The following is a 20,049-nucleotide window of genomic DNA, read 5'->3' on the forward strand; positions in this document are numbered from 1 at the left end:
TGACTAGTCCTGAAAATCTGATACAGATTATAGTACAAAAATAAATAATTAAACCAGAGTAATTTTACTATTGCTTTGGTTTTTGTTTTTATAGGTTTTCATTTTAATTTGTGACTGTTTATGCATTTGGTTTGGAGTTAGATAATGATTTGAAAAATGTGGGCGTAAATTATTGTAGATTTCGATAGATTCATTTACTATCTTTTTCCTTAAATTGTTGTTTATATCATGTTTATCAATATCAAACTCATGCTTTAAAATACCATTTATTCTCTCTGCTACTGCATTTTGATAAGGATCAGAGTTTTGTGTCATACTACATTTTAATTGATGTTTCTGTAAAAGTCTTTGATACTCATTCGAGCAGTATTGTAAACCACGATCGGAATGATGGATTAAAGATTCTCTCATACCTTTATACTTCTTTAGAGCTCTTTTTAAAGCTATAATACTACTCTGTGTATTTAAATTGTCTGCAACAAAGTGTCCCATTATTTTCTTAGAATACGCATCAGTTATTAAACTTAAATAGCTTGGATTTTTTCGGTTCCCTATATAAGTAATATCTGCAACCCATACCTGGTTGGGCTTTGTTATCTGATAGTCAAGGAGCAGGTTCTTATGCTTTCTAAAACGATGATGAGAGTTGGTTGTAATGTGATAGCTTTTGCGAGGTTCAATCAATAAATGATTAGCTTTTAAGATGGCAAAGAATTTATCTCTCCCTACCTTAATGGAGCTTAAGGATCTCTGTAAAATAAAATATAATTTCCTGCCTCCTAACCGGGGCATCTTAACACGAAGATTCTCTACCAGCTTTACTACCTCTGAAGCTTTATCTTTACAAACTTTCGTACGCTTGATACTTCTATAATAGATTTGTCTATTTAACCCTAACAATCCACAAGTAAAAATCAAAGTTTCTTTTTCTTTACTGCGGAAGTAATCGATTGTTCGGGTGGTGAGTTTTTTCGAATATCAATGTGATATTCTTTCTCAGCCAGATCAATCATCATATCAAAAAATATGGACTTCTTATCTGCAATATAAGCCTGCTTTTCTAAAAAAGCCTTTTGCTTTTCAAGAAGCCTTACCTGGGCTTCTAATTCCATAATACGTTGTTCAGGTGTTTTTTCCATGGCATAAGGTCTTTGGTTTTCCCAATCAAAGTTACCATATTTTCTCAGCCAATTTAAAATAGTACCATGAGATTGAATACCATATTTCTTACGACAACTAGTAATAGTGGATGCTCCACATTCAACTTCTTTCACGATTTGAAGTTTTAAACTTAAACTGTAATCCTTCTGTGTGCGTTTAATGTACGTGGATCTTAATGTTTCTTCCATAACGATTCTTTTTTGTGTATCGCTATTTCAGGACGAGACAATGAATCAATGGAAAAGGCTATCTCATTTTGGGACAGCCTTTTCTTATTTTTAAACATAAGTATCAACAAAAATAATATGATATCATATCTTTTACAGCTTAAAAATTTTTAGGTTTCTTATGCTGAGCGGCCTGTCTGGCAATTTCGTCAGTACGATTTTTTCTGGTTTCCGGTCTTTTGGCCAACACAATCCATTGCAGCAGCATTTTTTTCATGGATTTGCTTAAACTTAGAAAATAGGTTTCGGAACCTTCATGCAGCTTAAATGCTTCGTTCAGATCTTCAGGAATGATAAGATCTTCTACGGAATCCAAAATATTCCACGAGCCATTCTCTTTGGCAATTCTGATGGTTTCAAATCCGGCTTCCATCATCAGATTATTTTCTATCAGCTTCTGAACTTTATCCTTATTAATTTTTGACCAGGTACTTTTCGGTTTCCGTCTGCTGAATAACTGCATAAACGAACCTTCATCAATCGTCTTCCTTGTACTGTCAATCCAGCCAAAACAAAGAGCTTCATCTACCAGATCTGTCCAATACACCATAGGTAAATTTGATTTTCTGGTATTACAAATCAGCCATACAGATTGCTCTCTATGATGATTCTCTTCCAGCCATTGCCGCCATTCTTCCTTTGCATTGACATAGAAAGTTTGTTTCTCTGCAATTTTCCCCATAGCTTTTTCTTTTATTGATAATGTAAAATTAACATACTTTAGTGACAATAGTTTGTCAGTAGTAAAATTTTAATGTCATAATAACATCCGAACAGCCAGATCTGAAACGACAACTAAATTTACTTCGAGTTCTTCACCTGCAACGCTCTCTGATAAAAAGACTGATTGGCAATTTTCTCTTCTGCTTCATCAATCGCAGTCAGCAGATTGTTTTTATTATCTGCAATATCTCCTAAAATCTGAGCCATCAGTTCCCAAACGGGTTTCATTTTTTCAATGAGTTCATTCCCTTTTGAAGTCAGTTTAAAGAGCCTTTTACGTTCATCCTGCTTATCTTTTTCCCATTGGATCAACTCCAGTTTTTCAAGTTCTTTGAGCAGAGTTATCGTAGATGGATGAGTATACCCTATTTCATTGGCAATTTCAACAACACTTGCTATTTCTTTTTTATAAATGGTAAAAATAACCGGAAACCATTTCAGCTCAAAATCAATTCCGAATGCTTTATAGATAAGAGCTCCGTCTTTCCTCAATTGTTCACTGAGGCGGTGCAGTCTGGTGGATATGGCAAGAATTCCTGCTTCGTTGATTACATTCATATTCAGTCAAGATTTAAGTGGTAAAAAACATCATCGGCACTCATTAAAGGAAATTTCACAGGAAGATCGTTTTTTTCAATCTTTACAAACTGATTCCTTTCATAGAAACGCTGGGCTGCTTTCAGTATCGTTATGGTACCCAAATATAGATCATCAATTCTGTTTTCGCGACAGAAAGAAATTAAAACGTCCAGTAATTCCTGTGCAATATTCAGTTCTTTTCCTCTGAATTCCTTTTTCACAAACATTTTTCTGATGGCTCCTGCCCTGTCGTCAAATTTTACCAATGCTATAGAACCCACAAGCTCACCATCTGCAAAAGCTCCCCAAAAATTACCACCTGCGTCTGTGTAAAAACTTTCAATTTTCAAAAGATCAGGCTGATCTTCTATGGTAATCGGAATATTAAACTCTTTCTGCTGGATCGTCAAAATCAGATCAATGGCCTGTTCTGAGTAGGAATTCCCTATGGATTGTATCTCTAATTTCATAGTGTTTGTATTTTAAAGTACAAAACTACGTAGTTGAATACATATTCGCAAATCAATTCTACTTTTTAAAAAATTTTAACACTGAATTTTCAAAAAACGGAATTTCTATATGATGATATTTATGTAATTTTCTTTGCTCAAAAATTAATAACCAACTCCAAAATGAAAATAGAAAACCTGAAACCTTTTGACGGACAGCACTGTGAAACTACTGCCACAGGAACATTATTACAACACATCGGAATTGAACTTTCCGAACCTATGCTTTTCGGGTTGGGTGAAGGTCTCGGCTTTATTTATTGGAACATGAAAACAATGGACTTCCCTTTCATTGGAGGACGGATAAAACCTGATCTGCTTACTCAAAATTTAGCCAGAAATCTGAATCTTGAATTAACCGTAAAGGAAACTTCTTCACAGCAAAAAGCCTGGGAACAAGTAAAAGAGCTTCTCAATAGTGGGCAGGCAGTAGGATTGAAAATGGATTGCTATCATCTTGAATATTTCTCAAGTCCTTTCCACTTTGCCGGACATTATGCTGCTGTTTATGGCTATGATGATGAAGAGGCTTTCCTGATTGATACCAGACAACAAGGTGGAAAAGTACAAACATCTTTAAAAAGTCTGGCTATGGCCCGTTCTGAAAAAGGTCCTATGGCTTCCAGAAATCTGTATTATACCATCAGGAAAACAGATAGAAAATTCGATCTGGAAAAAGTCATCATCACTGCGATTAAGAATAATGCAGCTGAATATCTGAATCCACCCATTACCAATATTTCTTATAAAGGGATTTTAAAAACAAGTACTGAAATTGTCAAATGGTTCAATACTAGTAAAGATATTGAAGGAGAATTTAAACAAGCGGCTTTACTCATGGAAAAAGCAGGAACCGGTGGTGCTCTGTTCAGAAATTTATACCGTGATTTTTTGAAAGAAAGCTATGAACTCCTTCAGCTTGATCCTTTAAAATCAGGCTATGAAGCCTTCACAGAAATTGCCGAACTCTGGACAAATGTATCTCAGCTGTTTGAAAAAGTGAGTCAGACAAAAGAAATTCAATATATTCATCAGGCTTCGGATATATTAAAAGAGATATCTGGAAAAGAAAAAAGAACTATGGAAATATTGACAACTTTATAGATCTTTTATAAGCTTATAATAAAAAACGTACGCCATTGCTGACATACGTTTTTATGATATTACATTGCAGAATACGGTTATTTCCAGCCTCCGCCTAAAGCCTGATAAAGCTCTACGGCTGCTTTCATTTTACTGTATCTTGCATTGGAAATGTTAAGCTCTGCATTCAATGAATTCACACTTGCATTCAATACCTCAAGATAGTTAGCCATCCCATAGTTCACTAATTCCTGGGAATAATCAACCGATTTTTTGTAGGCATCCAGTTCTTTTTGCTTCAATTCGATGAATGAATCCTGAACAGAGAAAACTCTGATGGCATCCGAAACTTCTTTTCCGGCAGTTAAAACTGTTTTTCTGAAGTTTAAATAGGCAGTTTCTTTATTGGCCAGACTTACGTCATAGTTGGTCTGAATCTGTCTCTTATTTAAAATAGGCTGAGCCAGTCCGGCAACTACATTGGCAAACAATGAATTTACACTGAATAAATGGTCAATATCTACCGACTGCACTCCTCCGCTTCCTGTCAGTTTTAAAGTTGGATAAAACTGAGCTTTGGCAGCATTGGTCAGCTCAAAAGCATTCATTAAATTGTATTCTGCTCTCATAACATCCGGACGGTTAGCCAGAAGTTGAGTAGGATAACCTAATTTCAAATCAATTGGAAGTTTTTGCCCTTCCAATGTAGATCTTTCGATAGCATGAGAAGGCTCTCCCATCAAAAGACTCATGGTATTTTCAAGCAGCTGGATCTGTGTATCAATATCAATCAGTAATGATTTGGCATTGAAAACAAGCGCCTCACTTTGCTGTACCGCCACTTCAGTAACTGTTCCGGAAGTTTTCAAAGCCTTGGTAGCTTCAAGGTTTTTCTCTCTTACCGCAATGGTTTCTGTAATGATTTTCTTCTGGGCATCAAATGTTAACAATTGATAATATGCAGAAGCAATGGAAGACACCAAACTGCTTTTAACCGCTTTATGGGCTGCAACAGTTCCTAAATAAGCAGCCAGCTGTGCTTTCTCCTGTGCCTTTAATTTGCCCCAGATGTCAGCTTCCCATCCGATACTTGCCGTAATGTCAAACTGGTTCACATAACGTCTTGATCCGATGATCTGTCCAAACTGAGTATTGATAGACTGAGTCTGAAATGTATAGTTGGGTCCTATAGAAAGGGTCGGCTGATAGGCTGCTTTACTTTGTTTAAGATACGCTTCTGCAGAATTAATACTTTCTAATGCAATTCTGATGTCAAGATTGTTCTCCAGTGCCTTAGAAATATGCCCCTGCAATATCGGATCAGTGAATATTTCTTTCCATGAAATATCTGCAATATTGGTACTGTCCGAAGGAAGCATGTCTGTACGGAAAAGCTTTTCGTCTACAACATTTTTCGGTCTTTCATATTCTTTTCTTGCCATACAGGATGAGATGGCTCCGAGTATGAAAACTGAAAAAGTGATTCCTTTTATGATGTTTAATAAACTCTTCATTATTTTTAATTAGAAGTTAGAGTTTAGAAGTTAGAAGTTAGTTTTTAGACTTATCTCTAATTTCTAACTTCTAATTTCTTAAATCTTAATTTTATTCTGCTAAATTGATATCTTCTTTTTTGATAGGTTTGATTTTTTCCTGCAGTGTTTCAAAAATCACATACAGAACCGGAATTACAAATAATCCCAAAACAGTTCCTATCAATAGTCCGATTGCCGCACCCGTAGCGATAGATCTGTTACCTACTGCTCCAATTCCACTTGCCAGAACCAGCGGCAATAAACCGAAAATAAAGGCGAATGATGTCATTAGAATAGGTCTCACCCTGGCTTTCGCTGCATTGATAGCTGACATTACAATGGTTTCCCCATGATGTCTTCTCTGAACAGCAAATTCAACAATAAGAATTGCATTTTTCGCCAGTAGTCCCACGAGCATGATCAGGGCAATCTGGAAGTAAATGTTATTTTCCAGTCCCATAATCTTCTGGCCGAAGTAAGCTCCCATTACCCCAAGAGGAAGGGAAATAATTACGATCAGCGGAAGAATATAACTTTCATACTGGGCAGAAAGGATAAAGTAAACAAAGATCAAACTTAACCCGAAAATCAGAAGTGTCTGAGATCCTGAATTTAATTCTTCTCTCGTTAACCCGGTAAATTCTACAGCATAGTTTTGATTCAGGGTTTCATCTGCCACCTGCTGTACTGCTGCAATGGCATCCCCGGAACTGTATCCGTCAGAGTTTGCTCCTGTCACCTTCACGGAAGTAAACAGGTTGTAACGGCTTACAGATTGTGGTCCATAGGCTTTTGTTAATGTTACAAACTGTGAGATCGGAGTCATGATCCCTGATCCTGTTCTGACATAAAGCTGATTCAGATTGTCAATATTCTGTCTGTTCTCCGGAAGAGCCTGAACCATCACCCTGAATTGCTTTCCATACTTGGTAAAGTCGGCCGTATAAATACCCCCGATATACCCCTGCATGGTAGCCAGAATGTCGTTTACAGAAACTCCAAGCTGTTTGCTCAGAGGAACATTAATTTCCATCTGATACTGAGGATATTTAGTATTGAACGAAGTCTGTGCAAACTGAATTTCCGGTCTCTGCATCAGTTTACCGATGAATTCATTGGTTTTAGCATCCAGATCAGCATATTCACCTCCTGACTTGTCCAGCAATACCATTTCAAAACCTGCACTGTTACCAAATCCAGGTACACTTGGCGGTTGGAAGAATACTACTTTAGCATCAGGAACAGATCCTACAATTCCAAATAATTTTTTGGTGATATCTTCAGAAGTCTGTCCGTCTTTTTTTCTTTCATCGAATGGTTTCAGTTTCACAAAGGCAAGACCATTGTTACTTCCGTTTCCGGATAAGAATCCTCTACCTGTGGAAATGGTCACATTCTGTACTCCCGGAACTTTCAGTGCTTTTGCCTGAAGTGTTTTCAGAGCATTATATGTTCTTTCCATAGAAGCTCCCGGAGGAAGCTGAACATCGGTAAAGATAATCCCTCTGTCTTCTGTAGGTACAAAACCTTTCTTCATACTGCTGCTTGCCCAGAATAAAATCCCTCCGGTAACAGCAAAAATAATTAAGGTAACCCATTTATGTCTTAACAAGAATACAAATCCCCTTCCGTAACGCTCAGTAGTTGTTTTAAAAGCTATATTAAACTTATAGAAAAACTTCTGCAGCAAATTCAGGTTTTGATACTCTTTATGATGCTCTGCGTGAGGTTTCAGGAATAATGAACATAAAACCGGGCTCAGCGTTAATGCGTTAATAGCAGAAATGATGATGGCAATGATCAGCGTAATCCCGAACTGCTGGTAGAATACCCCTGTAGGCCCTGTAATGAACGTCACCGGAATAAATACTGCAGCCATTACCAAAGTAATCGAAATAATAGCTCCTGTAATCTCATCCATTGCTTCTACTGTGGCTTTTTTAGCATCAGAAATACCATGTTCCATCTTGGCATGAACAGCCTCGACGACGACGATGGCATCATCCACTACAATACCAATGGCCAGTACTAATGCAAATAAGGTCAAGAGGTTCAATGAATATCCGAATAAATTCAGGAAGAAGAAGGCTCCTACAATAGATACCGGAACTGCAATGGCCGGGATCAGCGTAGACCTGAAGTCCTGAAGGAAAATATATACTACAATAAATACCAGAATGAAGGCTTCGATCAGGGTATGAACGACCTTTTCAATAGAAGCTTCCAGGAATTCGTTGGTATCAAAGTTAAAAGTATATTTGATTCCCTGTGGAAAAGTTCCCTCAGCTGATTTCAGATAGGCTTTGATATTTTTAATAATCTCCTGTGCGTTGGATCCCGGAGTCTGGAAGATCCCCATACTGATGGAAGGACTGTTTCCGTTCTCCCCGATTCCCGTATAAGACTGCCCTGCCAGTTCTACTTTGGCAACGTCTTTCAGCATCAGGTTTTGTCCGTTTGCAAGAGATTTGATGATAATATTATCGTACTGCTCTTTATCGTTGAATTTACCTACATATTTGATGATATATTCAAAAGAACTTCCGCTGTTTTGTCCGATAGAACCTGCAGCAGCTTCTCTACTCTGCTCGTTGATGGCATTGGTAACATCCGTAGGAGTTACACTGTAGGCAGCCATTTTTGCAGGATCCAGCCAGATTCTCATCGAGTAGTTTTTACCACCGAATACATTGGCATCCCCTACACCATTTACCCTTTTCAGGTTCGGAATAATGTTGATATTCAAAAAGTTCTGAAGGTATACGTCATCCAGATCCTTATTTTCAGAATAGAAAGACATATACATCAGGGCACTGGTTTGCTGTTTCTGGGTTACCACCCCTGAACGTGTTACTTCAGATGGCAAAAGAGGTGTTGCTCTGGCTACACGGTTCTGTACGTTTACCGCTGCAATATCCGGGTCTATTCCTTGCTTGAAGAAAACCTGGATCTGAGCAGAACCGTCATTCCCGGCACTGGAAGTGATATAATCCATACCTTCCACCCCGTTGATCTGTTCTTCCAAAGGGACTACCACACTTTTCATTACCGTCTCAGCATTGGCTCCCGTATAGTTTGCGGAAACACTTACCGTAGGCGGCGCAATATCCGGATACTGGGTAACCGGTAACGAGATCAGCCCTAGCACCCCGAGAATCACAATCAAGATTGAGATTACGGTAGATAAAACCGGTCTGTTAATAAAGTTTTTTATCATTAGAATTTCGGTTTTATAGATTGAACAAGACTATCCATTTTAATTGGCTTCGGCTTTACTGCTGTTCCCGGTTTCAGACCTCCGATACCAGCTGCAATAACGGTTTCCCCTTTATTAACTCCTGATTTGATAAGAGCCATATTGTCTATTCTGTCGATCACATTCACAACAACGTTTCTGGCAGTATCTCCCTTTTCTACTTTGTATACGTAAACGATACCCTGCTGCTCATAAGTTGCACTTTCAGGTACTACAAGAACATTATCGTAATGCTGAGGGAATCTGATAGTTCCGCTGTTCCCGTTACTTAATAATTTCTGAGCATTAGAGAAAGCAACTCTGAACTGAATTGTCCCTGTTGTAGGATCAATCTGACCGGTAATGGCTTCAATTCTCCCTTTTTCAGGATAAAGACTTCCATTGGCCAGTTGAAGCTCAACCATGGGTAAGTTTTTGATTTTCTCAGGCATAGAAGCTCCCGGAGATTTTTCAAGGAAATCAAAATATTCTTTTTCATTCATTGCAAAGTAAGCATAGATCTCAGAGGTATCAGAAATCGTAGTCAGAGGAGTCTGATCAGAAGGTCCAACCAAGCTTCCTACTTTTAACGGCAATCTTCCTATCACCCCGGAAATAGGGGCACGAATGATAGAATATTCAATATTGGCTTCTACTCCTTTGTAGTTCGCTTCAGCCTGTCTTTTGGCGGCATTGGCCTGCTGAAGCTGAGCCTGAGCCTGAGCTAACTGAGCCTGGGCAGTCTGTAGCTGTACGTTGCTGATGATATTCTTCTGAACCAGAGGTTTTAGTTTGTTTACTTCAACCTGAGCTGCATTTACAGAAGCCTGAGCCGCCGCAACACTGGATGCTGCTGCACCTATTCCTGCTTTGGAAGCCGCTGCATTTTCGTTCAGGATATTGGTTTCCAGACGGAACAAAGGCTGTCCTTTGGTAACATATTGTCCTTCATCTACCAATACCTGGGTAATATAACCCTGTATTTTTGCACGTACATCATTGTTTACCCTACCCTGAATGGTAGCCGGAAACGTCTGATAACCCACTATATTTTTTGACTCCACGGAAACAACCGGATACGGCTTGGCACCATCCTGTTTCGGAGCTTCTTTTTTGCAGGCTGTCAGTGAAAACGCTGCAATGGAAAGTATAACTAGCTTATTATTCATTTTATAGTTTATTAAGAGATTCCTGAATATTTTCTATGTTTTTATTTAAGAGTGCTTTGTAAACTTCTATTCTTTCGTTGTATCCATCGTCTTTACTTTTTTTAAAATTGTTTAAATCATCTAATAGTCTTAATTCGTCCTGCATTTTCTGGACAATTTTCTCGAATCGTATTTTCTTGTATTCATCATTGATGAAAAAATACCGTTTCCGCTCATCCATTTTGTTATGGTCTACGATAAGCTGGGCATTGAGCAGTAATGAAATACTGGTAGAAACAGAGCTTTTGCTCGCAGAGAGCACTTCAACAAATTCGTCAAAAGTAATTCCTACTTTCTCATAGTCGAAAAGAAGGTAGGAATAGATTTTTGATGCTAAAGGGGGTAAGCTAAACACGGTGCCATAGAATTTTACGGCATCCTGAAAAATTTTTTCATCAATTTCTATACTTTGGTGCATAATATAAAAATTTGAACAAAAGTAGAAATTAGTTCAGAACCAAACGAACAAACCTGATAGAGTTTATAAATACAGGGCGTTTTAAAAATTCAATGAAAGTGGATTTAACTTTTTGGTTAAATTATAATCTTCTCAAAAGCTTTTCTCATTCCGTCTTTCAAAAGAACCTCTCCACAATAAGAATAACCTCTGCCTTCAAGGATTTTCAGCATGGCAATATTGTCATGGTTGGTATCTACTTTAATACTCTGAATTCCATGAGATTTGGTAAATTCTTCAATCTGATCAAAAAGTTTTTTTACCATACCCTGTCCTGCAAATTTTTCATCTACGGCCACTCTGTGAACCACCACAAATTCACCGTCACTTAACCAGGCGCCTTCAATTGTACTGTAGGCAGGTTCATCATTAAGAATAAGTGCTGCATAGACAGCAACCTCTCCATCCACTGTCATAACGTGGCCAAATCCTTTCGCAATGTCACTTTCTACTGTCCCGAGATTAGGATATCCGTTCTGCCATTGGGTGCTTCCATCCTGTCTTCTTCTTTCGATGGATTGCTGAATGATTTCCCAAATAATGTTTCTGTCTTCAATTTCCGCTTGTCTTAATGTAATCTCTGGATTCATATTGTAAAATTTGATTAAAAGATTGAATGATTTAAGAGTTCAAAAATCATAAAAACCGCTGTTCATTCAATCTTTGAAATATTCTTTTTAATGGTTTGCAATGAATTAAAAAACCGAAAATTAATTAAAATTAATTTTCGGTTCGAAGTAGTAAAATTTAAAATTATGAAATTGTTTATTGATTTTCACTTTGTTGAAGGTAAGCATCAATAATTTCAAATGCTCTTTTTTCTTCTTCCAGATCTACCATTACTTTCAGCGAAGTGGCTGTTGGCGTAGTAGTAAACGTAAGATAGTTATTTTCAACGGTATTTGCAATCTGCGCGTCATCCAATTTAGACTTAACCAACTGAATTTCTGAAGGGTTATCACTTACATAAACTGATACTCTCGTACTTCTTTCCATATTCTAATTGTTTGAGTATCTAAATATACAATGTTTTTTTCAAAATTACAAATCCCGGGTTTTAAATTTTATTAATATTGTTTTCAATTTTATCTAAAGCAAGTTGGATTTCTTCTTTAGTAACATTCAAATGAGGCCTGAAACGAAGAGATTGATCTCCACAAGGAAGAATGATTAATCCGTCATTGAAAAGCTCATTCATCATGTGGTTTCTCTGCTCTGCAGTAGGAAGGTCAATAGCACACATTAAACCTCTTCCTCTTGCATTGGATATTTTTTCAGGATATTTTTCAGCAAGGGCTTTTAAGCTTTCCAGTAAGAAATCCCCAACTACTCTTGCGTTCTCAACAAGATCTTCTTTTTCGATTACTTCCATTACCAGCTGGAAACGAAGCATATCGATAAAGTTTCCTCCGAATGTAGAGTTGATTCTTGAACTTTCTCTGAAAACGTTATTCGGAACCTGATCAAACTTTTCTTTATTGGCTAAAACTCCGCAAACCTGAGCCTTTTTCCCGAAAGAAATAATATCCGGTTTTGCTGTGAAATGCTGGAATGCCCACATTTTTCCTGTAATAGCAATCCCTGTCTGAACTTCATCAAAAATAAGTAAGATTTCATTATCATCACAGATTCTTCTTAATCCTAATAAGAATTCGTCTCTGAAATGATTATCACCTCCTTCAGCCTGAATAGGTTCAATGATGATACAAGCCACTTTATCAGGGTGCATCAAAATGGCCTCTTCGATCTGAAGTAAAGCAAGATTTTCGTTTTTGATGGTTTCTTCAAGATTTTCTTCAGTAATCGGGAACTTTAATTTTGGATTTAAAATTCTCGGCCAGTTAAACATTGGGAAATATTGATACTTTCTTGGATCAGAAGTATTGGTTAAGCTCAACGTATAACCACTTCTTCCATGGAAAGCCTGTTTGAAGTGGATACAGATTCCAGCTTCAGTGTCTAATCCTTTTTCAAAGTTTTTACGGGTTTTCCAATCGAAGCATGCCTTCATAGCATTTTCAACTCCCATCGTTCCGCCTTCGATAAAGAAAGCGTATTGTAATTCTTCAGGGATAACTACTCTTTCAAATACTTCAAGGAAATGAGCGTATTCTTCTGAGTAAACGTCAGCCAAAGTAGGTTTGTTAACAGCCATTCTTCCTAACCATTCTGATCTTTCAACAAGATAAGGGTGATTGTATCCGATGGATGCTGATGCAAACATGGAGAACATATCCAGGTATTCTCTGTCTGTCAGTTTATCATAAAGCCAAGATCCGTGTGATTTTTCAATATCCATCACAAAATCGAAACCGTCCGCCAACACATGTTTTCCTACTGTTTCTTTTACTTTATTTGCTTTTATATCTAATGTGTGTTCCATAATAAATTTGTAGTGTGATTTAATAAATGAATGAATAAATAGCCCTAATAATACAGCGTTTAACCATTCAGGTTATTAATTTTTATTGTTTTTTTGAGTGCTTTAAGTAAAGCTTTTATAAATCAAATTTAATTCCTTGTGCTAAAGGAAGTTGTGTGGTGTAATTTATAGTATTGGTTTGTCTTCTCATATAGTATTTCCAGGCATCAGATCCTGACTCTCTTCCTCCTCCGGTTTCTTTTTCACCACCGAAAGCTCCACCAATTTCTGCACCGGAAGTTCCGATATTGACGTTGGCAATCCCACAGTCTGAACCAGCATGGGAAAGGAATAATTCTGCCTCTCTTAAATTCTGGGTCATGATGGCAGAAGATAATCCCTGAGGAACATCATTCTGAATAGCGATCGCTTCTTCTAATGTTTTGTATTTGATCAAATATAGGATCGGTGCAAAAGTTTCGTGCTGAACAATCTCATAAGAATTTTTCACTTCTGCTACGCAAGGTTTCACATAACATCCGGATTCGTAATCTTTACCAGATAAAACTCCGCCTTCAACAACGAATTTCCCACCTTCTTTTTTACATTTTTTGATGGCTTCTTCGTATTGGTTTACAGCATCCGTATCAATAAGTGGTCCTACATGGTTTTTCTCATCCAATGGATTTCCGATTTTCAACTGACCATAAGCTTTTGCCAATCTTGTTTTCACTTCATCATATACACTTTCATGGATGATCAGTCTTCTTGTTGACGTACATCTCTGACCAGCAGTTCCCACCGCTCCGAAAACAGCTCCGATGATCGACATGTCGATATCAGCTTCTTTAGTAATGATAATGGCATTGTTTCCACCCAATTCAAGGATAGATTTCCCGAATCTTTCTGCTACTTTAGAAGAAACCATTCTTCCTACTCTTGTAGATCCGGTGAAAGATACAAGGGCTACTCTTTTATCATCTACCAGTTTCTGCCCGATTTCGTGATCTGATACTAATACACTTGAAATTCCTTCAGGAAGATTATTTTCCTTAAGAACTTCCATCATGATATTCTGGCATGCAATAGCACAAAGCGGTGTTTTTTCAGATGGCTTCCAGATGGTAACGTTACCGCAGATCCAAGCCAGTGCCGTGTTCCATGACCATACGGCTACCGGGAAGTTAAATGCCGTGATAATTCCCACCACTCCTAGCGGATGGTATTGCTCATACATTCTGTGTCCAGGTCTTTCAGAGTGCATTGTGTACCCCTGAAGCTGTCTTGAAAGTCCAACTGCAAAGTCACAGATATCAATCATCTCCTGAACTTCACCAAGACCTTCCTGTAATGATTTACCCATTTCATAAGAAACAAGTTTACCAAGATCGTCTTTATATTCTCTTAATTTTAAGCCCAGCTGTCTTACCATCTCTCCTCTTTTTGGAGCTGGAATCAGCCTGAATTCCTGAAATGCCTTTTGAGCAGTTTCAATTACTTTGTCATAATCACTTTCTCCGGAAGTTTTTACTTTAGCGATCAACTTTCCGTCTACAGGAGAAATGCTTTCTATCACCTTTCCTGACGCGAAATATTTTCCGCCCACTGAAGTCCCCTTGTTCTCTTCTTTGAGACCAAGGTTTCTAAGTGTTTTTTCAATTCCGAAATCCTTTACTTTTTTTGACATAAAATCTTACTTTTCGTTCTCTCTAAAGATAAAAATATTATATGAACCTCAAAACTTTAATTTTTAACAGGCTTTTTATTTGGACTAATTATAAACATGCTTATCTTTGCAGGGTAATCTTTTTGATAATCACCAATGGAAAATTCACAAGAAAACAACTCAAAGCTTAAAAAGTGGTTCAAGCGTGTGGGATGGGCAGGATTAGCTTTCTTTACCATAAAAGGCTTGATTTGGCTCGTTATATTTTACGTTGGAGCAGATAGTCTCCAGAGTTGTATACAATAAAAAAGCAGAGAAAATTTCTCTGCTTTCTTTTTGGTAGAAGGTTAACCAAATTGTTATTTCTTTATTGAAAGGCTAAAAAAGAAGGCTTTTTTTATATTTTCCGTAATGTAAAAAAGAAAAAAAAATAACTGATTCTTCTAATTCTACTCCCGAAAAATATGATTTTCCTTCTTCAATTGATCCTTTTAACCTACTCTGTCTTCTTTCTCCCCGCATTCACCAGGCTCTGATGCAGCAGGTATTCTATCTGTCCGTTCACACTTCTGAATTCATCATTGGCCCACTTTTCAAGAAGTTTATAAGTAGACTCATCTATCCTTATCACAAAGGATTTTTTGCCTTTGCTTTCCGAAGAGTTCTGAGCTTTTTCTGATTTCATTTTCTAAATTCTCTAACATTGTTTCTGACTGTTTTAGTGTAAAAGCTATCTGCACTAAAATCTATTTATTAATTGTTCACTTCTTAATTATAAAGTGTTCCCGCATTTAATATAGGTGTTGCTGCTTTTTCACCGCAAAGAACCACCATTAAATTGCTTACCATTGCCGCTTTTCTTTCATCATCAAGATCTACGATATTTTCTTCAGAAAGCTTTTTCAAAGCAAGGTCTACCATTCCTACAGCTCCTTCCACAATCTTGGTTCTTGCAGCAACAATAGCTGTTGCCTGCTGTCTCTGAAGCATTGCTCCCGCAATTTCTGAAGCATAAGCCAGGTGCGAAATCCTTGCCTCCTGAATCACGATTCCAGCCTTTGAAAGACGATCTGTAAGTTCCTGTTCCAAGATAGAATTGATTTTATCTCCTCCTTCTCTCAATGTAATCGGAGCATGGTCATCTTCTAAATTATCATAAGGAAAGCTCATCGCCAAATGTCTTACGGCCGCTTCACTCTGCATTTTTACAAAGTCTGAATAACGCTCCACATCAAAGGCTGCTTTATAAGTATCTCCTACTTTCCATACAATTACAACTGCAATTTCAATAGGGTTACCCATTTTATCATTTACCTTCAAAGTCTGACCTTGCAGGTTTTCGGAACGTAAAGAAATTTTTTGTGATGAATATAAAGGATTGATAAAGAATAATCCGTTCTCTTTTACACTTCCCACATATTTTCCAAAGAAGTTTAATACTCTCGAATGGTTAGGCTGAATAATCATTAACCCTTTTAAGAAAAAGCACGAAAGAAGAAAGCAAAGCATAGAGATAACCACATAGGCTATACTCTGATCTACTCCACTTACAAAGAAGTATACTGCTGCAACAAACAAGGCCAGGCAAATGACCAATGTAAGATAACCCGACATGGGTTTTAATGTTTTTTCCATGATTGAATTTTAATTTGATATTATTATGATATCATAAAGATGGTAATAAATTTTGAATTATGAATGATAAATTTTGATTTTTTTGAGGGGCGGGGTGCGGTGTTTGGGGTTGCGAGGTGCGGGATATAGGATTCGGGTATTTTAGCTAACGCAGAGTTCGCAAGGTTAATTTATTAGGATGCATTATATTTTTGTTCGCAAAGCCACTTCGTTTAGCTAAGACCACTATTTTCTTTGCTGAGTGAAACGCCCTTGCGAACGATGACTCATCATAATAGACATCATTGCGAACGTAGCGTTAAAATAACTCGTCCCAAATCCAGCAACAATAGGAATAAAAAAATCCCAGAAAGTGAATTCCGGGATTTAATTTATAGTTTCAGTATTTTATTTCTTCGTTAAAGCTTTAAACTTTATGTAAGAAACAACAGATAAAAGAATCATTGTTCCTATTCCGATGTATACCCAAGCTGGTACTGGTACAGGATCACCTGCTGCGTACGAGTGAAGTCCGCTCAGGTAATAGTTTACTCCGAAATAAGTCATTACCATTGAGCAGAATGCAAACATGGTTGCTACGTGGAATGCCCATCTGCTTCTCAATCCAGGTACTAATCTCATGTGCAGTACAAATGCATATACCATGATAGAGATGAATGCCCATGTTTCTTTCGGGTCCCAGCTCCAGTATCTTCCCCACGATTCGTTGGCCCAGATTCCTCCTAAGAAGTTTCCTACTGTTAAAGCAAACAATCCTATCGTTAATGACATTTCAGAAACAATTACCAATTCTTTCAATGTCGTATCGTGGTGAATTTTATATGTTTCTTTATTGGAGATAATATAGAATACCAATGAGATCACCGCAATAATCATCGAGAGCGCGAAGAATCCGTAACTTGAGGTAATAATGGCTACGTGAACAATCAGCCAGTAAGACTTCAATACCGGCACAAGCGGTGTAATCTGCGGATCAAGAGCAGAACCACCATGCGCGAATCCCATCATGATAACAGCTACCATAAATCCGGCTGCAGGAATCAATGCATTGGCATTTCTGTACAGGATCAAACCTGCTGTAATACCAACCCAGGAGATAAAGATAATCGCTTCATATCCGTTACTCCAAGGTGCGTGTCCTGAGATATACCATCTTGCCACAAGTCCTAAGAAATGACACAGATATCCAATTAAACCAATCGCAATGATTACTTTAATTATTTTGTTTAATTTTTGATTTGATTTGAATAATTCAACAAAACCTAATATCAGAAGAAGACCACCGATAAGCGTATAGAAGATTAACAATTTGAAGTTAATATCTACTTTATTCATGAATACTTCAAGATCTACTTTGGATTTAGCAGGAACAACTGCTTTACCCCATTTCTGCTGATAGTCTGAAAGCTTTTTCAATTCTGCATCTGCTTTGCTCCAGTCACCGGTTTTTTGTGCGGTAAGCGCTTCTGCAAAGTAAGGTCCCATTACCTGCTGAGATTCCATATCCGGTTCGAATTTCTGGTCTAACCATGAATGCCATGTATGGTTGGCATCATTTTTCACAGGAACAATTCTCATAAACTGACCGCTGAAGAACTCATTGAAGATCTGTACTCTTTCGTTTACAGCAATTACTTCTTTATCGTAGTTCGTTTGTTCAGCCGGTTTCTTACGGAATGCGGTGTTGTAATCATGCTCAAGAATATAAGTAAGGTTACCGTTTGCATCTGCAGGGAAAAGGTTCATCAGAGAAGTATAACCATCTTCATCTGCTTTTGTTTTATTCTTCAGCTCATCACCTCCTTTAGTTCCTACTTTAATAATCGGAACCATTGTCCAGCTCGGAGTATCTGTATTGATAGAAAGGAACCATTGGTTGGCTGTAAGAGATTTTCCGTCTGTTCCTTTAAATTCGTCTTTCTTGTATAATTTTCTTAAAATATCGATTGCCTCTGTATTGATAGGAACAATTCTTCCTTCAAAGTTCTGAACCAAAAGATATCCGAATTTATCAGCATGTTCTTTGCTGATTTTGTTTCTTGCAATGATTTCGTCGGGAGAAATAGATCTCATTTTCCCCATTGGTGTTGCCAGAGAATTCTGCTTTGGAGCAGCACCGTCAAGCGGCTGGGCAGACGGAGCCGGAGCATGAGAATGGTTATCTCCTTCCACATGAATATGTTCTCTGCTTCCGTCAGTTGTTCCGTGAGTTTCGATTTTTTGTGCATTTAAACCTAAACTTAAGAACAATAAAAGTATACCTGCTGCTTTCTTTTTATTCACGTCAGCCAGCATTTTATTTAATTTCCAGAAATGAGTTCCTTTCCAGAAGAAAATGACAAACATTCCAAGGAATAAAAGTCCGTATCCGATATAAGAAATCAATGTTCCCCAGTAATCGTGGTTTACAGAAAGAACGGTTCCCATTCTGTCCGGATCAAAACTCGACTGGAAGAAACGATATCCTTTATGGTTAAGAACGTGGTTCATATAGATTTTATAGGGAGTTTCTTTACCTTCATCAATGATTTTCACATGGCTTTCGTAAGCACTTGGAGATGAACTTCCAGGATACGTTTCCATCACGAAATCATCCAGTTTCAATGCGAAAGGAGTGTTGTATACTTTAGGTCCGAAACCTACCATGATATTTAAACCATCCATCGTCACCTGCTTGTAAGCATTCGGGTTTCCTTTTTCAACCGAAAGGTCTACAATTTGTTTTGTTTTTGGTCCCTGAAGCTCAATCTGAAGCATATCAGGAACATTGGCATCTTTCTTTCTGTCCCCTTCAATAGCCATCAGTCTTCCTTTTTTAAGACCTTCAGGTACTACCAGCTTCAGTTCGTTAATGGTATATAAACTTCTCAATGCCAAAGGTTGGAATTCATCTTTCACTGTACTTCCTGTTGCCTGTGTAGCCATGGTCATATAGCTTGCATCTACAGGAGTTTTGATGAATAATTTTCCGCCTTCATTTTTAAATTCAACAGCTCCTTCAATCGCTCTGTTGAATGTCACCAAAGTACCGTTGATGGATTTTGTTTCTCCCGGTTTGATGTAAATATTTTGTCTTCCGGTGTTTCCGGTTGAAACCAAATGAAGATACTCTGCCCCGTTTGGCTCAGCGATAAGGCTGTCTTTTTTCCTTTGGATGTATTCCTTGGCAAACACTTTCACTTCTTTTCCGTGGAAGTCATAAGTTGCTTTCAAATCTTTGTGTAACGGAGACATCAGATAAGGAACATCCTGATAATTCAGCACATCACCCTTTTCTTCGATCTGAATTTTAAAGAAATTTTTATCGGTTACAATTTCGTTGGATGTTTCACCTTCTCTGATGTGCATTTGTCCTTCGAAACTGATGTATCTGGTGATAGCACCACCGATAAAGATAAAAACAAAGGCAAGGTGGAAAACAAGAACCGGCCACTTATCTTTTTTCCACAGTCTGTATCTTCCGATATTTCCTATGAAATTGAGAATCAGTAAGACCATGATCAGTTCGAACCATTTAGCCTCATAAATTAATGCTTTTGCTGTAGGAGTTCCGTAGTCGTTTTCTAAGAACGTTGCATAAGCCATCGCGAATGCGTACACCAGCAACAATACAGCCATTGTCCTGGTTGAGATAAGAATATCTTGGAGCTTCTTCATGATTTATTGTAC

General features: G+C 37.7%; 17 protein-coding genes. 1 reads left to right on the plus strand and 16 read right to left on the minus strand.

Translation table 11 applies throughout. The features are described 5' to 3' along the window. Positions 1 to 48 precede the first annotated feature (48 nt). From DDF69_RS18760 to DDF69_RS18775, 5 genes are all read right to left on the minus strand, one after another. Complete coding sequence (locus DDF69_RS18760) at positions 49 to 918, minus strand: IS3 family transposase (RefSeq protein ID WP_228411904.1); 870 nt, start codon at positions 916 to 918, stop codon at positions 49 to 51. Beyond that, entirely contained in the window at positions 915 to 1,349 is a 435-nt protein-coding gene (locus DDF69_RS22330) for a hypothetical protein (RefSeq protein ID WP_228411903.1), read from the minus strand. The genes DDF69_RS18760 and DDF69_RS22330 overlap by 4 nt, the downstream gene beginning before the upstream one ends. A gap of 139 nt (positions 1,350 to 1,488) precedes the next feature. Then, positions 1,489 to 2,070, minus strand: coding sequence for a YdeI/OmpD-associated family protein (locus tag DDF69_RS18765; protein WP_114822124.1), 582 nt, complete (start codon positions 2,068 to 2,070; stop codon positions 1,489 to 1,491). 119 nt (positions 2,071 to 2,189) lie between these two features. After that, entirely contained in the window at positions 2,190 to 2,669 is a 480-nt protein-coding gene (locus tag DDF69_RS18770) for a MarR family winged helix-turn-helix transcriptional regulator (protein WP_114822125.1), read from the minus strand. Between the two features lie 2 nt (positions 2,670 to 2,671). Beyond that, positions 2,672 to 3,160 carry a GNAT family N-acetyltransferase gene (locus tag DDF69_RS18775; RefSeq protein ID WP_114822126.1) on the minus strand — a complete coding sequence of 163 codons (489 nt, stop codon included), beginning with the start codon at positions 3,158 to 3,160 and terminating at the stop codon, positions 2,672 to 2,674. A 162-nt stretch (positions 3,161 to 3,322) separates the two neighbouring features. Between DDF69_RS18775 and DDF69_RS18780 the strand changes: the two genes are divergently transcribed. After that, the gene (locus DDF69_RS18780; protein WP_114822127.1) at positions 3,323 to 4,303 is read left to right on the plus strand and encodes a BtrH N-terminal domain-containing protein; all 981 of its coding nucleotides are present in this window, start codon (positions 3,323 to 3,325) and stop codon (positions 4,301 to 4,303) included. A 77-nt stretch (positions 4,304 to 4,380) separates the two neighbouring features. Here DDF69_RS18780 and DDF69_RS18785 read toward each other — a convergent pair whose 3' ends face one another. The 11 genes from DDF69_RS18785 to ccsA all read right to left on the minus strand — a co-directional run bounded on the left by DDF69_RS18785 (position 4,381) and on the right by ccsA (position 20,037). Further along, the gene (locus DDF69_RS18785) at positions 4,381 to 5,796 is read right to left on the minus strand and encodes an efflux transporter outer membrane subunit (protein WP_114822128.1); all 1,416 of its coding nucleotides are present in this window, start codon (positions 5,794 to 5,796) and stop codon (positions 4,381 to 4,383) included. Positions 5,797 to 5,887: 91 nt separating this feature from the next. Then, entirely contained in the window at positions 5,888 to 9,034 is a 3,147-nt protein-coding gene (locus DDF69_RS18790; protein WP_114822129.1) for an efflux RND transporter permease subunit, read from the minus strand. Beyond that, complete coding sequence (locus DDF69_RS18795; protein ID WP_047431036.1) at positions 9,034 to 10,221, minus strand: efflux RND transporter periplasmic adaptor subunit; 1,188 nt, start codon at positions 10,219 to 10,221, stop codon at positions 9,034 to 9,036. The genes DDF69_RS18790 and DDF69_RS18795 overlap by 1 nt, the downstream gene beginning before the upstream one ends. Position 10,222: 1 nt before the next feature. Further along, positions 10,223 to 10,678, minus strand: a complete 456-nt coding sequence (locus DDF69_RS18800) for a hypothetical protein (protein WP_034694378.1) — start codon at positions 10,676 to 10,678, stop codon at positions 10,223 to 10,225. Positions 10,679 to 10,794: 116 nt separating this feature from the next. Then, positions 10,795 to 11,307: a GNAT family N-acetyltransferase gene (locus DDF69_RS18805; protein WP_114822130.1), complete on the minus strand. Its 513-nt coding sequence runs from the start codon at positions 11,305 to 11,307 to the stop codon at positions 10,795 to 10,797. Between the two features lie 175 nt (positions 11,308 to 11,482). Further along, positions 11,483 to 11,713 (minus strand): DUF2007 domain-containing protein, encoded by a 231-nt coding sequence (locus tag DDF69_RS18810; protein WP_047375088.1) that lies wholly within the window; start codon positions 11,711 to 11,713, stop codon positions 11,483 to 11,485. A gap of 61 nt (positions 11,714 to 11,774) precedes the next feature. Then, the gene (gene lat / locus DDF69_RS18815) at positions 11,775 to 13,100 is read right to left on the minus strand and encodes an L-lysine 6-transaminase (RefSeq protein ID WP_114822131.1); all 1,326 of its coding nucleotides are present in this window, start codon (positions 13,098 to 13,100) and stop codon (positions 11,775 to 11,777) included. Positions 13,101 to 13,215: 115 nt separating this feature from the next. Next, on the minus strand, positions 13,216 to 14,766 hold the full coding sequence (locus DDF69_RS18820; protein ID WP_114822132.1) for an aldehyde dehydrogenase family protein: 1,551 nt from the start codon (positions 14,764 to 14,766) through the stop codon (positions 13,216 to 13,218). 475 nt (positions 14,767 to 15,241) lie between these two features. Beyond that, positions 15,242 to 15,430, minus strand: a complete 189-nt coding sequence (locus DDF69_RS18825) for an Arc family DNA binding domain-containing protein (RefSeq protein ID WP_114822133.1) — start codon at positions 15,428 to 15,430, stop codon at positions 15,242 to 15,244. Positions 15,431 to 15,513: 83 nt separating this feature from the next. Further along, positions 15,514 to 16,380 (minus strand): SPFH domain-containing protein, encoded by an 867-nt coding sequence (locus tag DDF69_RS18830; RefSeq protein WP_079241549.1) that lies wholly within the window; start codon positions 16,378 to 16,380, stop codon positions 15,514 to 15,516. A 387-nt stretch (positions 16,381 to 16,767) separates the two neighbouring features. Continuing rightward, on the minus strand, positions 16,768 to 20,037 hold the full coding sequence (gene ccsA, locus DDF69_RS18835) for a cytochrome c biogenesis protein CcsA (RefSeq protein WP_114822134.1): 3,270 nt from the start codon (positions 20,035 to 20,037) through the stop codon (positions 16,768 to 16,770). Between the last annotated feature and the right edge of the window lie 12 nt (positions 20,038 to 20,049).

It is taken from the genome of Chryseobacterium sp. KLBC 52 (assembly GCF_003347605.1).
Lineage (GTDB): Bacteria > Bacteroidota > Bacteroidia > Flavobacteriales > Weeksellaceae > Chryseobacterium.

Coding starts and splice junctions, on each gene's coding strand:
- DDF69_RS22330 (WP_228411903.1), bottom strand. CDS start 1,349: ATGGAAGAAACATTAAGATCCACGTACATTAAACGCACACAGAAGGAT.
- DDF69_RS18765 (WP_114822124.1), bottom strand. CDS start 2,070: ATGGGGAAAATTGCAGAGAAACAAACTTTCTATGTCAATGCAAAGGAA.
- DDF69_RS18770 (WP_114822125.1), bottom strand. CDS start 2,669: ATGAATGTAATCAACGAAGCAGGAATTCTTGCCATATCCACCAGACTG.
- DDF69_RS18775 (WP_114822126.1), bottom strand. CDS start 3,160: ATGAAATTAGAGATACAATCCATAGGGAATTCCTACTCAGAACAGGCC.
- DDF69_RS18780 (WP_114822127.1), top strand. CDS start 3,323: ATGAAAATAGAAAACCTGAAACCTTTTGACGGACAGCACTGTGAAACT.
- DDF69_RS18785 (WP_114822128.1), bottom strand. CDS start 5,796: ATGAAGAGTTTATTAAACATCATAAAAGGAATCACTTTTTCAGTTTTC.
- DDF69_RS18790 (WP_114822129.1), bottom strand. CDS start 9,034: ATGATAAAAAACTTTATTAACAGACCGGTTTTATCTACCGTAATCTCA.
- DDF69_RS18795 (WP_047431036.1), bottom strand. CDS start 10,221: ATGAATAATAAGCTAGTTATACTTTCCATTGCAGCGTTTTCACTGACA.
- DDF69_RS18800 (WP_034694378.1), bottom strand. CDS start 10,678: ATGCACCAAAGTATAGAAATTGATGAAAAAATTTTTCAGGATGCCGTA.
- DDF69_RS18805 (WP_114822130.1), bottom strand. CDS start 11,307: ATGAATCCAGAGATTACATTAAGACAAGCGGAAATTGAAGACAGAAAC.
- DDF69_RS18810 (WP_047375088.1), bottom strand. CDS start 11,713: ATGGAAAGAAGTACGAGAGTATCAGTTTATGTAAGTGATAACCCTTCA.
- lat (WP_114822131.1), bottom strand. CDS start 13,100: ATGGAACACACATTAGATATAAAAGCAAATAAAGTAAAAGAAACAGTA.
- DDF69_RS18820 (WP_114822132.1), bottom strand. CDS start 14,766: ATGTCAAAAAAAGTAAAGGATTTCGGAATTGAAAAAACACTTAGAAAC.
- DDF69_RS18825 (WP_114822133.1), bottom strand. CDS start 15,430: ATGAAATCAGAAAAAGCTCAGAACTCTTCGGAAAGCAAAGGCAAAAAA.
- DDF69_RS18830 (WP_079241549.1), bottom strand. CDS start 16,380: ATGGAAAAAACATTAAAACCCATGTCGGGTTATCTTACATTGGTCATT.
- ccsA (WP_114822134.1), bottom strand. CDS start 20,037: ATGAAGAAGCTCCAAGATATTCTTATCTCAACCAGGACAATGGCTGTA.